The sequence below is a fragment of the Shewanella sp. NKUCC05_KAH genome, from assembly GCF_019345585.1.
Lineage (GTDB): Bacteria > Pseudomonadota > Gammaproteobacteria > Enterobacterales > Shewanellaceae > Shewanella > Shewanella oncorhynchi.
The window spans coordinates 82,004-94,381 of sequence record NZ_JAHKQZ010000020.1; the positions used below are offsets into that span (position 1 = coordinate 82,004).

Annotated in this window: 12 protein-coding genes; 3 read left to right on the forward strand and 9 right to left on the reverse strand. The window is 46.5% G+C overall.

Features of this window, described 5'->3' with window-relative positions; all coding sequences use genetic code 11:
• Positions 1-121: 121 nt before the first annotated feature.
• Positions 122-580, reverse strand: coding sequence for a GNAT family N-acetyltransferase (locus KO533_RS17550; RefSeq protein WP_219255369.1), 459 nt, complete (start codon positions 578-580; stop codon positions 122-124).
• 117 nt (positions 581-697) lie between these two features.
• On the opposite strand from KO533_RS17550, the gene KO533_RS17555 reads away from it, so the two are divergent.
• Positions 698-2,161 (forward strand): PLP-dependent aminotransferase family protein, encoded by a 1,464-nt coding sequence (locus tag KO533_RS17555; protein ID WP_219255371.1) that lies wholly within the window; start codon positions 698-700, stop codon positions 2,159-2,161.
• A gap of 9 nt (positions 2,162-2,170) precedes the next feature.
• Here KO533_RS17555 and KO533_RS17560 read toward each other — a convergent pair whose 3' ends face one another.
• From KO533_RS17560 to KO533_RS17570, 3 genes are all read right to left on the reverse strand, one after another.
• Entirely contained in the window at positions 2,171-2,554 is a 384-nt protein-coding gene (locus KO533_RS17560; RefSeq protein ID WP_219255373.1) for an MAPEG family protein, read from the reverse strand.
• A gap of 92 nt (positions 2,555-2,646) precedes the next feature.
• Positions 2,647-3,042: a GNAT family N-acetyltransferase gene (locus tag KO533_RS17565; RefSeq protein WP_219255376.1), complete on the reverse strand. Its 396-nt coding sequence runs from the start codon at positions 3,040-3,042 to the stop codon at positions 2,647-2,649.
• Positions 3,043-3,099: 57 nt separating this feature from the next.
• Positions 3,100-3,615, reverse strand: coding sequence for an ATP-binding protein (locus KO533_RS17570; RefSeq protein WP_219255377.1), 516 nt, complete (start codon positions 3,613-3,615; stop codon positions 3,100-3,102).
• 470 nt (positions 3,616-4,085) lie between these two features.
• Between KO533_RS17570 and KO533_RS17575 the strand changes: the two genes are divergently transcribed.
• Positions 4,086-5,204 carry a glycerol dehydrogenase gene (locus KO533_RS17575; RefSeq protein WP_219255379.1) on the forward strand — a complete coding sequence of 373 codons (1,119 nt, stop codon included), beginning with the start codon at positions 4,086-4,088 and terminating at the stop codon, positions 5,202-5,204.
• A 217-nt stretch (positions 5,205-5,421) separates the two neighbouring features.
• A complete protein-coding gene (locus KO533_RS17580) occupies positions 5,422-6,813 on the forward strand; it encodes an NAD-dependent succinate-semialdehyde dehydrogenase (RefSeq protein WP_219255381.1) in 1,392 nt (463 codons plus the stop codon).
• Positions 6,814-6,875: 62 nt separating this feature from the next.
• Here the strand turns inward: KO533_RS17580 and KO533_RS17585 are convergent, their stop codons facing one another.
• From KO533_RS17585 to cobO, 5 genes are all read right to left on the reverse strand, one after another.
• Positions 6,876-7,703, reverse strand: a complete 828-nt coding sequence (locus KO533_RS17585; protein WP_113941151.1) for a cobalamin-binding protein — start codon at positions 7,701-7,703, stop codon at positions 6,876-6,878.
• A 76-nt stretch (positions 7,704-7,779) separates the two neighbouring features.
• Entirely contained in the window at positions 7,780-8,814 is a 1,035-nt protein-coding gene (locus KO533_RS17590) for a DUF2235 domain-containing protein (protein ID WP_219255383.1), read from the reverse strand.
• Positions 8,815-9,647: 833 nt separating this feature from the next.
• Positions 9,648-10,598, reverse strand: coding sequence for a DUF559 domain-containing protein (locus KO533_RS17595; protein ID WP_219255385.1), 951 nt, complete (start codon positions 10,596-10,598; stop codon positions 9,648-9,650).
• Positions 10,599-10,694: 96 nt separating this feature from the next.
• Positions 10,695-11,075 carry a hypothetical protein gene (locus tag KO533_RS17600; RefSeq protein WP_219255387.1) on the reverse strand — a complete coding sequence of 127 codons (381 nt, stop codon included), beginning with the start codon at positions 11,073-11,075 and terminating at the stop codon, positions 10,695-10,697.
• Between the two features lie 654 nt (positions 11,076-11,729).
• On the reverse strand, positions 11,730-12,353 hold the full coding sequence (gene cobO, locus KO533_RS17605; protein WP_219255389.1) for a cob(I)yrinic acid a,c-diamide adenosyltransferase: 624 nt from the start codon (positions 12,351-12,353) through the stop codon (positions 11,730-11,732).
• Between the last annotated feature and the right edge of the window lie 25 nt (positions 12,354-12,378).

The following is a 12,378-nucleotide window of genomic DNA, read 5'->3' on the forward strand; positions in this document are numbered from 1 at the left end:
ATTAAAACCTAATGCTAAAAGCCCTTTAGCATTAGGATTGAAAGAATTTGAAACTATCAAGAAACTGATAATAAACGCATTAATAAGCTAGCCAATTAATGCGTTAATTAAAGGCCCCTCCTTACAGCGGCATTCTGTACTCAATGACTCCCGGTTTTTCACCAACCCAGTTATAGAGTTTTTGCGCGGTTAAATTTGTTTCCTGTGTATGCCAGTACAAGCGCGCGCAGTTGTGTTCAATGGCCGCTTGCTTTACAAACTCAATCAATTGTTTTCCAACATGTTGACCCCTTGCCGTTGGGGCAACAAACAAGTCTTCAAGATAACAATAATCCGTTTCGGCCCAAGTAGAACGATGAAAAACATAGTGCACAAAACCGAGTAAGTTTTGGCCCTCTCTTGCAACGGCGCAATAAATGGGTTCTTGGTCATCGAAGAATCGGCGCCACGTGGCTTGGGTGGTCGCTTCTGATAACGCCACTTTGTAAAAAGTCTGGTAATCACGCCAGTGTGGTAACCAGAGTAAATAGTCCGTTTCTTTAACCATATCAATGGTCACTGTTAGTGATTGGCTGGACATTAGCGCACTCCTTGAAATTAAGTAAATGGTCTCAGTTTTACTGAAGCAAGATTCTAGATTCAATTGTGGTACCGCATAAGGTACACTTTTTGTATTTTTCACAGTACCAGTTAGCAAATGAAAAAACCTCAATCCAATTTCCCTCACTTGCAACTCAAAGATGGCATCCTCAAAGATCAGCTTTATCATGCGTTTAGAGAGGCCATTCTTGATGGACGTTTACACCCGCGAATGAAGCTCCCATCCAGCAGAGCCTTGTCGGAAACCATGCAGATTTCACGTAACTCAGTACTGCAAGGGTTTGAGCGCCTGATTGATGAAGGCTATCTGCTGACTAAACCGGGATCGGGCACTTATGTGTCAGATACCATTCCCGATGAATTGATCGATATTCCAAACCGTGCCAGAGAAAGCACTCAAGCCTTTGATTCCGAATTAGAAATTAATCCACAGTTAATAGAAATGGCGCGACTGAAAGCGAAGGGAAATACGGACAACAGCCATAGCATGTTTAATATTGGCGTCGGATGTGTCGATCTTTTCCCGCACCAACTTTGGGGGCGGCTGTTAGGCCGAGTTTGGCGGAAATCGCGTAAAACCTTAGGTAAATCAAACCATAGCGCGGGGTATTTGCCGCTGCGTGAGGCGATAAGTGACTATGCGCGTTCGACCCGCGGCCTCAATTGCACACCTGAGCAGATCATCATAATCAATGGAACTCAGCAGGCCATTAACCTCACAGCGCAGGTACTACTCCAACAGGGAGATGAAGTCTGGCTTGATGAACCTGGATATGACGGGGCTTTAGGCGCTTTTCTCTCGCAAAATATGCGGGTTCGTCCTGTGAGTGTTGATGATGAGGGCACAAATATTGCCGATGCGATCCAGCGGTGGCCCGCAGTGAAACTGGCTTTTACCGCGCCCTCACACCAATTTCCCCTCGGCGGTATGCTAAGTCTGCCACGACGATTGGCCTTACTCGATTGGGCCGCTGAGCAGAATAAGTGGATTTTAGAAGATGACTATAATAGCGAGTTTCGTTATAGCGCCCGCCCAATTCAGGCACTGCAGGGACTCGATAAACAACAGCGGGTGATCTACGCAGGCACCTTTTCCAAGATGCTGCTGCCTGAATTGCGACTCGGCTTTTTGGTGGTGCCCCCTAAACTGATACAGGCTTTCCAGTTGGCAAAATATTATGCCGATACGCACACGGCTCACCTAGAGCAAGCAACATTAGCGTTGTTTATCGCCGAAGGACATTATGCGCGGCATGTTCGCCGAGTGCGAAAAGCCTGCTTAGCGCGCCAAACGGCGTTAATCGCGGCAATTGAGCAGTATCTGCCCGACAAATTGTCCGTTCAAACCTCTGACTCAGGTATTCACCTCGTATGTTGGCTAAAAGGCAACTTAACCGAAGAGGAAGTGATCAATAAATGCCGCCAACTCAGTTTAGGTGCACAGCCTTTGTCTCGATATTGCCAAGCGCCCTATCCAAGGCAAGCAATCTTACTGGGCTATGCCGCTCATACGCCTGATGAGCTGCGGGAAAGTATCAAAAAACTGGCGCAGATCCTTTAATATCCAAGCTTAAAAAACCTGAAAGAAAATCCCGAAAGCACTGAAGATAGCAACAAACCATGTGAGGGATCTTAAGGTGCCTTTGTTGGCAAGATAGAGGATGTGATACACAAAGCGGGCGCCGACATGGACGATTGCGAGCCACTCAGTGGTGGGATTTACTTTGCCGGTAGCAATCACCACTAATACGGCTAGGCCAAACACCAGCAATGATTCAAAGGCATTTTGATGTCCCGCTAAAGCGCGAGCGCCAAAACCGGTTAGCTGTGCTTGCTGAGCACGGGGATGATTATTATCGTAACCACCCGCCTTTGCCATAGCCCAAGCCACTGGACCTTTCGCAAGATATGGCAATAACATGGCGACAAATAAGCAAATAAGTAAGGTATTCATGGGGTAATCTTCCTTTGATTGTTGTTTTGAGCTCTACTGTTTGAGTTCTACTGCTACATGTGCCTAAGTTACAAGTGTATTGGTTAGCGGCGTTATTTCACCATATACATGCCTTCACTTGCGGGACGACTAAATTTAAAGCCAAACTTTTCATAGAGTTCAGGCACATCCGCCATCAGGGTAATATACGCGCCCTCAAAAGCCTCACGCTCTAGATAAGCCATGATGTGCTGCATAATAAGCCGCCCTAATCCCTTACCTTGATGCTCAGGATCCACTGCGATATCGACAATTTCGAAGTTGAGCGCGCCGTCACCAACCACACGCCCCATGCCCACAGTCTGCTCGGCGAGCTTTATTTGCACGCCATATAAACTCCTTGGCAAGGCCTTAATGGCGCCCTCCAATGGTCTAGGGCTTAAGCCTGAAATCTGTCGTAGGCGAACAAAATCATTGGCAGAAACAACGCCTTCAAGCACTTGGTACATGATATTTCCTATTGTTTTATTCAGTCACTTGCTTTCAGTCACTTGGTTTTCAACTATTTAGCTTTCTATCACCTCAAGCTCAAAGCCTTCATCCATAGTCGGCGGCTGAAAATAACCGCTCACATGCCAGAACATCGCCTCGGTATCGAACATAGCGCGCTCAGGGTGGCTTTGTCTGCGTTTATCGAGTTGACTCAAACAAAGCGCATCGCTGTGATTAAGATAAATAAGTTTATGGGCGGCGCAATCAGTAAAAATGCTTCGAAACCACAGGCGCTGATTGATAGTATTCGCGGGAAAGTCCATGACCACAGAAACACCCGAACAGAGCAGTTCCTGCACATGCTTTTTAAGCAAAGGCTTAAGGCGAGCGGAATAGCTCAAGTAAGTATCAAAATCTTTAATTTCATCGGGATATAGCGCCGCCAGCCATGCGTCTTCCGAGATTAAAATACAGTTTTCGGCCTCTGCAAGTTGTCGCGATAAGGTTGATTTACCTGCGCCCATTTTGCCACAAAAGAATATTAACGTACCTTTACTGACCAATTGTCCTAACGCATTCTGCTGTGTCATCTTCACTCCTTGATTACTGGTCTTTTATCTCAGCCGACGATTTCACTCGCTATGACACCAATGAACGACAGTACAGAGCATCACATAAAGCATGAACACCGAGCAAGACTTGGGACGAGTTTAAGGTAATAAAATCCCATTACATTAATGACTATCCTGTGTTTAGACAGCAGACGTTTACCGCTATTCGCACAATCCACCGTTAGCTTTTTTTGAGATCTGACATCTCTTCGCCCGCTTAGATAGCCTCGCTCTCTGAGCCCTACCCTTGCCTTAAACCAGGGGAAACCAAAGCATTTAACTCGAAGAACAAAACAATAAACCACATTATTAATCTAACAATTAAGCACTAAAGTAGTAATTTACTCTTAGCAATAAAAACATTACCACCATTCATGCTATGACATTAATTTAGGCGTATGCTAGGGTAAGAATGAAAGGATAACCGTCATAAGTGCAAAGGAGGCTCTATGAGCACTGTCGTTCCACGTACCGTCACTTCCCCTAAAAAATTCATTATCGGCAAGGGCCTATTAGCTCAAATGCATGATTATGTTAAGGACTTTGGTGACAATGCTTTTATCATCTGCGATGAATTTATCCTCAGCCGCGTGAAGAATGAAGCGGTCGCTGGGCTAGATCAAAATGGGATCAGCAGCCACCTCGAAAAATTCAACTATGAGTGCAGCGAAGCCGAGATAAAGCGCTTAGGCGCGCTGGCAGAACAGCATCATACCAACGTTATTGTTGGAGTTGGCGGTGGAAAAACCTTAGATGCCGCCAAAGCCGTCGCCTTCTATCAAAAAAAGCCAGTCATCTTGTACCCCACAATTGCCTCAACCGATGCGCCTTGTACTGCACTTGCAGTGATCTACTCCGAAACAGGTGAGTTTGAAAGCTATCTGTTTCTGCCACAGAACCCAGATGCTGTCGTTGCCGACACTGCCATTATTGCCGCGGCTCCGGCCCGATTTTTTGCGGCAGGCATAGGCGATGCACTGGCAACCTATTTTGAAGCTCGTGCCTGCTATCAATCGGATGGCGTCAACCTAGTCCTGAAAAAGCCTTCCCGCACAGGGCTGGGATTGGCCCAACTTTGTTATCAGTTACTAACTGAAAATGTTGAAGCTGCTATGGACGCCGTTAAAAACAAAATAGTCACACCTGCGCTAGAGCAAACCATTGAAGCCACCATCTATCTCAGTGGTGTTGGTGCAGAAGCAGGCGGGTTAGCCGCCGCCCATGCCGTAAACAATGGTATGTCAGCGGTGGCAGACTTACATAAAGCTCAGCACGGCGAGAAAGTCGTCTTTGGGCTGCTAACTCAGCTCGTGCTCGAAAATGCCCCAAAAGCCGAAATCGATAACGTTATCCGCATCATCAAAACGGCGGGACTGCCGCTCACACTCGCCGATTTAGGGCTGAAAAGCTTTATCGAGGCCGAGTGGCGCAAAGTGGCAGAGATAGCCTGTGCTGAGGGCGATACTATGGGCAATATGCCGATGAAATTAACCGCAGATGATGTCTATCAAGCCATGATAGCCGCCAATGCCATGGCTGAACGCTATAAAACAGCAGAAGCTTGTTAACCGTAACAATATGACGTGTACACCTTAGGTAGCAACCATCTGATTTTATTAATTAATGCCACTAAAATAGTTCCTGCTGCCACACGAGTTTACCGTTCATCCTAGGCTTCCTTGCCACATAATCAATGGCAAGGGAGTCCACAACAAACAAGACATTTCCACCCTCGATGCCAAAGCTGGCATTTACGCTCTATTTGTTAAACGCTTGGAGGCACATATGGCTTATGCAACAACCAATCCCTTTACGGGAAAGCTCATTAAAGAATTTCCAAATGCAACAGATACCGAAGTCACACAGGCGATAGAATCCGCCCATCAGGCATTTTTAAGCTGGCGAACCACTCCCTTTGCCGACAAGGCCGCAATACTGTCTAAGGCAGCGAAGATCCTCAGAGACAACAAGTCCAAATACGCCAATCTACTGACCTTAGAAATGGGCAAGGTCACAGCAGAAGCCGAAGCTGAAGTCGAACTGTCGGCGCAAATTTTCGAATACTACGCCGAACATGCCGAGCGACTGCTGGCACCGCAAAAACTGCCGGTTGCCGATCCCGCCGAAGGTGAAGCGATACTGGTTAATGAGCCGCTGGGCGTATTATTGGCTATCGAACCTTGGAACTTTCCCTACTACCAAATTGCGCGCATCTTAGCGCCGCAGCTTGCCGCCGGAAATACCTTACTACTCAAACATGCATCCAACGTGCCCCAGTGCGCTGCGGCCTTTGAAGGCTTAATGTGCGATGCCGGACTGCCCTCAGGTGCATTCCAAAATCTGTATGCCACCCGAGAGCAGATAGAACAGATCATCAATTCGCCCAAAGTGCATGGTGTTGCGCTCACAGGATCAGAAGATGCGGGCTCGATCATTGCCGCACTGGCGGGTAAGGCACTGAAAAAGTCCACCCTAGAACTGGGTGGCGCAGATGCCTTTATCGTACTTGAAGATGCCGATCTGCCTAAAACTATCGACTGGGCTGTGTTTGGCCGTCACTGGAACGCGGGACAGGTCTGTACATCATCTAAGCGGATGATCTTAGTTGAAGCCATTTACGATGAATTTATGAAGGGTTATATCAAGGGGATCGAAGCGCTAAAAGCAGGCGATCCTATGGACTCGGCCACTACGCTGGCACCGCTGTCTTCCCAAGGCGCGGCCGATGAGTTGAAGCAGAAGATCCGTGATGCCGTAAAACACGGCGCAACCGCGACCGAAGTGGGTCCTAAAGTGCCTCAGCAAGGCGCCTTTGTGCAGCCAACAATACTGACAAACCTGACGCCAGATAACCCAGCCTACTATTGGGAATTCTTCGGCCCAGTGTCCAGTATCCACAGGGTGAAAGATGAGCAAGCGGCAATTGCCATCGCCAATGACTCACCCTTTGGACTGGGTGGCTCAGTGTTTACCGCCGACACCCAACGCGGGCTGGCGGTCGCTAAGCAGGTTTCCACAGGCATGATGTTTGTCAATCATCCAACTATGGTCAAGGCCGACTTACCCTTTGGTGGAGTACGTCGCTCAGGTTATGGCCGCGAGTTGATTGATTTAGGATTGAAAGAGTTTGTAAACCACAAGCTGATTAATGTGGTCGACATCAACGCGCCTTTCTAAACGCTTAGAAAATAGCAACATCTGACTAAGCGCCTGACGGAATAATCTGTCAGGCGTTTTATTTAACGTGCTTTATCCAAGGCATCACATAAGGCTTGAACGCCGAGTAAAGCTCTGGGCGTCGCGCGATGTAATAAATCGGCATTGAGTTGATAAATATGCTGTTTCTTCACGGCAGGAATTTCTGGCCATTGGCGCCAATCAACCCCTTTCACATTACCTTCTTCTTCACTCTGTAAAATCACTTCGGGCAAGGTCAGCAAGACGTTTTCTAAACTGACTTGCGGATAATCACTGGCGGCATCGTAAAACACATTTTGTCCATGGCACACACTGATGATCTGTTGGATCCAACTGTTTTTAGAGACTGTCATCAAGGGGGTCGACCAGAGTTGATAAAATACCTTAGGTTCTGATTTTTTAGCATTTTCAACCCGCAATCGGATAAGCTCAGCGCGATAAGCGGCCGCAGCCTTGCTTGCTTCTTCAACATGCCCCGTAAGTTGGCCTAACTCTTCAAGCTCCTTGGCGACGCCTTCTAAGGTTTTAGGATCGCTGCCATAAAGGTTAAATCCTAACGTCCTAAGCTGGTTGATATCTTCGGCTTTATTACCCGAATCCCACACCACAATCAGATCGGGATTAAGCTCCATCACCCGTTCCATTTGAATGCCGTAGTAACCCCCAATACGCGGGATATTTTTTGCCGCCTCAGGATAATCCGCATAATCGGTTGCGGCCACAATCGTATCGCCCGCACCTATGGCGTAAAGCATTTCCACCGCATGGGGCGAGAGCGCAATAATGCGTTTAGCGGGCTCGGCCAATACGCTATGAGGGAGAAACAGACTGAGCCCAAAAACGAGTCCAGCTAAGTGTCGCTTAATCATGATATGCCTTAGTATTTATCCCCAAACCGCCTGAAGATGCAGGCGTAGTCTCTTCAGGTCACTTGGGGTTATAGAGTTAAACTAGCTGCTCTGGCCAGCCATAGTGTTCGATATAAGTTTGTAGATTCTTCGGGCGATACTGAGGATCTTGATCCCAGCGGGCCTTCACCGAATGATGCAAAAGTACTGGGACTTGCTCAGGGTCGAGTGGTCGCAAATATTCCTGTTTTATCCGATAAAAACTGCGTCTCGAGTTATGTAAGGTCGCGAGCGGATTTGGATGCACACTCGCGGCTAAGTGTGGCTCTAGGCTTAAATTAAATTTCTGCGCCTCGGATATCATCCACAACAGTGCAATATCCGACAACAATGAACCGTCTTTATCGGGTTTATAACTGCCGCCAATATTGCTATGGGCACCGGCAAACCACACTTGCTGCATGTCCATATTGTCGCGTAGTTGCCAAATAGTCGGCTCAAAATCACTGCGGTGTTCATCTATGGCTAAGGCATGACGGGCAACGCACACATTGCGGCCAATTTTAGTGTCGTAAAACTCGTCTTTATCTTCGAACAAGCCTAAAAATGAAATAGGGATCCCCATAGCACCAACGGTATCCCACACGCCAACAAACTTGATTTCCCGTGATTCATGACTGTATCTCGCTCTAAATTCGAGGGATTTTTCACCATCAGGCGCAAAGGGCGCACTGCTTTTTTTATAGTGGTCGAAAGCTTGTTGAATCAACGCCGCATCGGGACGTTTGAGTATGCCGCAGTTATTAATCAAACCACACAAGCAACGCACAGTGTAAGCACCGCGGCTAAAACCAAAGAGATAAATCTCATCGCCTGGGGAATAGTTTTGCACTATATAGCGATACCCATCCATGATGTTTTTATGTAAACCGCGCCCTGTCGCACCGCCAATGGCTTGATCGTAATAGGAACCCACGCCCCAATCATAAAATACTTGTTGGGGTTTGCCATCAGCCGCTATCGGGCTGATAGCACGCGCGAGGCGTAGCACATTGGTGGGGAAATCGACCTTAAGATCTTTCTCGGGCCGATTCCAAGTCCCATCGGCACAAATCACAATACGTTTATTCATCGCATCATCCTTGAGTCACTGATGCCCAATCTCACAGGTAAAAAGCTGTCGATACAGACGCTAACGGGTTTTACCAAGAATAACAGCCTCAATAGCCTTGTTTACCAGCGATTCAAGGCGTTAAAAGCTCATCTTGCTTTACATGCTAACGTCGCAGCAAAAAACCTATAGTGACATAAAAACCTAAGCTGACAAATTAGAACAATAAGATGCCGCTATAGTTTGCATATGTAATGTTCGTACGAGAGAAGATTAATGCTTTCTTTAACAAGAGTTAGACTGAGGAGCGTTAAATATAGAAGGGTATTGCTTGGTTATTAAATGCAGGCCCCTATTGAAGGGCGCTCCATGGTATTTGCTCGACGACATGGTGAATAGAAACCTAGGGTTTCTAAGCTTATGAAGGAGAGCTATGGATGGCGAACTGGCAATTAAACACGGATGTTGTCCAAGCTCATCCGTAGATGTTCGACCGCCCCGACTTATAGGTTTGCCATGGCATTCGCTCATCGACTCGCAGCCAGTCCATCCGTGGATGCTCGACCGCCCCGTCCATGGGGCGGACGGTCGTCTCGCAAATCACCATGGCTCACCTTTTTGGCATTAGCGTAATCTGTAGATTTAAAAGCCTTACGCAGCACGCTTTTGGACATTTCTGAGTTAAACTTTTAGCTCGAATTAGTAGGTTTCGAATGAAAATTTCTATGGGTAATGCCCAATTAAGGTGTGAGCCACGCTACCACGACACTCAACTATTACACCGTAAACACATAAGCCAAATCAAGCCAAAACCGTCGAGCGTTGCGAATCCGTCTTAAAGCGTTTGTATGGATTTATAGTTCGTATAAACTCAGCCCCATTGATGCACCAATTATGTACCAAATATTTTGCCAGAGCACTCGAGCAAGGTCAGTACCTGCATATGCTGTTTCTTCATTGCCTTTACGCAACAACTTACCATTTGATAAATATTTCAAATTAGAAGTACCAAACCGTCTATTAGTGAGTTCACTCGGTAATACTGAACGTAATGGCTCCGTATACACAGGATCATCAGCAACCAAAAAGAATTCATCAAAGAGATGGGAATAGCAAACCATGTGGTTTCCAAGCTCAAGGCTATACCACTCGTGTGGGATAGTATTAATCCTAACTTCACCTTTTTCGTATTCTTTTACCAAACCATCTAAATGTTCAATCTGCATGGAATCTTCTGGTGGATGGAATACAAAAACTGTAATGAATGACTTTTCATGCAGCCACTCAATAGCATGAGGGATTAATTCATCTAGTGATACCGCTGTTAAATTTTTATCAGGGTACAATTTATTGTAAAAAGCTAAGGCTTTAGACATTTCTCGATAAATAAATGGGTAATCAATATACATGACTCGGTATTTTGACGGAGCTCTTTGCATACGCTCTTTGTAAATTGTACGAACCTCAGAAACACAAGCTGAAGGGTTTCTATTTATTTCTCTACCAGTGAATCTAATTACAGTATAACCAGCTCTTGAAAGATACCTTTGTCTGATTGCATCATTTTCTAGTTGTTCTTTCGTAGAATGATAATCATGGCCATCCAACTCAATGATCAAACGAGCATCTTTAAGAATGAAATCAACTCGAAAACGGCTATGCTTTTCAGGGTCGCCAAACCAATGCTCACTTTCAATTGCGTCAGCTAAATCACCGAGTTCTTTGCTAAACTGCTTTTCTATATAAGATTGACTTCGATCTTTATACCAACTCGGTGGAAACTCTGGTTGACCTGGATACTTCATGATTTCCTCGATTGTAAATTTAAAGCCTAACGCCCGCCACACACGCGAGCAACTTGTTGCGAGTCGAGCGCCGAAGGCGCGGTGTGCTGGCGTTTGTTATGCACTTTGTGACAATACCTCAGAAATGGCTTTTTTCATAAGCTCGTCGTTATCAAGCAATTCACGATAGTGCTCATATGGCAAGTTTCCGTCATTTACTTGCCTTTCAATAAATATCTGCAATCGCCAAGGATCTGGATCGGGCTTATCGAAGTCAAAGTCGATACCTCCAACTTCGGGAGTTTTGAAAATATCGACACCAACGCCGTGTGTACGAATATACCAAGCCGTACCAGGAACCAATTTGCAGCCACGATTCTCCTCAGCAAGTATATCTTCGGCCTCAGAAAGGCTAAATCCATGCTTGATGAGCTCTTTAGCCCAACTTATTTGCGCGTACCATAGAGGGATAGCGGTTTTTATTGGATTCGTACTCATGCTTTCCTTTTTGCATAACGTCTTAGTATTTATGCGCTGCGCTGTTTGCGGGGCATAAATCGCTTGTTGGACTTGGCCACATCAATGTCAATTGGTACAAATGATGCTATAGGATTTTGCTTTTTTGCGATAGCAGTTTTAAATGTAATTACTTGATATTGCTTTATATTTCTCGTTATTCTACCCTTGTTTTTGCTAATGAATCGCTATCTAACAACTCAAAACTCCAAGGAATACTCCTCCCCTCGGAGTTGCCGCAGGGCGAATAGATAAATTGCGTGAGTTCGGTCATGGATGACCGACTAGCTTTCGCAGGTGCAGGGACGCATCCTTCGGAAGCGATAGCAAATTTGTCAATGAGCACAAGGGGCTTTCAACTCCGTTGGGGGCGTCTTGGAGCATCCAAGGAGGATAGGACGAGCAGTCCTCCTTGGTCGGGTGTGGGGTGAAGCCCCACGACTTTGATTTTGATTAAAGCATTCAAACTACGAAACACACTTTGGGACAATAGCTTTTTAGCTAATCGAACTGCGATAGGGTTAGTGGGGATTGTCACTGTTGCAAAAGTGACCGTTGGCGGCATGGCCGCCATTTACTATCTGCCCAATATGGATATAAGAAATATCGCTTTATGGTTATAACAACACGCTCAGTTTAGTAATCAAAACCTTGCTGTGCCTTGATACCCGCTTCGAATGCGTGTTTCAACGGCTGCACTTCGCTAACAGTATCGGCTAATTCGATAATCGCTCGGTGGCAAGCACGGCCCGTGATGATCACATGCTGCATGGGTGGACGATTTTTAAGTGCACTAAGCACACGTTCCACATCTAAATAGTGATAGCTCACCATATAGGTGAGTTCATCGAGCATCACGCAATCTATGCTCTCATCTTGCAGCAGCTTTTCGGCGGCTTCCCAAGCGAGTACAGCGGCGGCGGTATCTTTTTCTTTATCTTGGGTTTCCCAGGTAAAACCTGTGCCCATTACATGAAACTCAACCCCTGCACCTTCGAGTAAATTACGCTCACCGCACTCCCAAGTGCCTTTGATAAATTGCACTACCGCGGCTTTTTTACCGTGACCGACGGCACGGGCCACTGTGCCAAAACCTGAGGTCGATTTGCCTTTACCGTTACCGGTTAACACCAGCAGAATCCCCTTCTCCCCTTGGGCGGCGGCAATTTTAGCATCCACACCGGCTTTCACTTTCTGTTGGCGAGCCTTGTGGCGTTCGGCCTTGATTTGCGCTTGTTCGTTGTCGTTTTGTGCTGTCATGGTCTTCTCTTCACTCTGCTGCTAA